The organism is Burkholderia sp. LMG 13014, assembly GCF_905232215.1.
GTDB lineage: Bacteria > Pseudomonadota > Gammaproteobacteria > Burkholderiales > Burkholderiaceae > Burkholderia.
In genome coordinates this window covers 1-1,096 of sequence record NZ_CAJNKE010001049.1, presented here as the reverse complement: position 1 = coordinate 1,096, position 1,096 = coordinate 1, and the positions used below count along the sequence as shown (strand labels likewise).

Annotated in this window: 2 protein-coding genes; both read left to right on the top strand. The window is 68.9% G+C overall.

The features are described from left to right. On the top strand, positions 1 to 361 hold a 361-nt coding region (locus JYJ84_RS37285; RefSeq protein WP_205190358.1), incomplete at its 5' end, for a tetratricopeptide repeat protein. A 222-nt stretch (positions 362 to 583) separates the two neighbouring features. Beyond that, positions 584 to 1,096: hypothetical protein (locus JYJ84_RS37280; protein ID WP_205190357.1), on the top strand; the 513-nt coding region annotated here is incomplete at its 3' end.

The window sequence follows — 1,096 nt, the reverse complement described above, 5'->3', positions numbered from 1 at the left end:
CGCGCAGGGCGACCCGGCCGCCGCGTATTACCTCGGGCTGATCTATCGCAGCGGCTACGGCATCGCCGCCGATCCGGTGCAGGCCGCGCACTGGTTCGAGATCGCGTCGCGCGCGGACATCCCGGCTGCGGACTTCATGCTCGCGAACGCGTACCGCGAAGGCAGCGGCGTGCCGCGCGACGAGGCGCGCGCGCTGGCGCTGTATCGCCGTGCCGCCGAGCACGAGCTGCCGGAAGCCGTGCAGACGCTTGCGATGGCCTATCGCAACGGCGAACTCGGGCTCAAGCCCGACGCGGACGAATTCCACGCGCAGTGGATCGAGACCGCGCATGCGCTGAAGCACCCGGTGGTCGCGCCGTAACGGTTCGTCCGCACACACGCGCACGCACCGGCATCACACCGGCTGCATGACGTGCGTGCCCCGACGCCCCGCGCATCGATCACCCGGCAACGGAATCGATCGCGGGGCGCGGACGTGCGCGCCTGTTGCATTGCCACGATCCGGCCGCTCCGCGTCGATCGTTCGACACGCGGCAATGCATTACCATGCAGCCTCACAATAAAACCTGAGAGAACTGCATCCATGTCCCATTGCCTTTCCAGGCTTGGTGCCGCTGCCGTCGGCGCCGTCGCCCTTGTCATTGCCGGCGCGCCGCTCACCGCACTCGCCGCGCCGCCCGCCCAGCCCGACATCTTCAACGCCGCGCTTTGCAAGCCGCCGTTCACGTCGGACCTGATGGACTCGATCTACAACACCGCCAAGGCGGCCGATCCGAAACCGGACGAGTCGATGCTGGGTGCCGCGGTCTATCGCCTGCCGGAGCCGATCCACCGCGACGGCTTCACGACGCAGCAGGTCGTGTTCGTCAGTACCGGGATCGGCGTGCTCGTGGACGGCGAAGTCGCCGACCAGCTCGCGAAACGCTATCAGCTCACCCTCGAGAAGGGCCACCTGCTGGGCGCGTCGTCCGTCGGCTATTCGCGCCGGCTGACGGTCCGCGGCCCGGGCGGTGCGCTGATCCTCGTGTCGGCCCGCCAGGGCCCGGCGCTGAAGGGCAAGACGCTGCTGGCCTGCGAAATGACGTCCGAGGAAGAC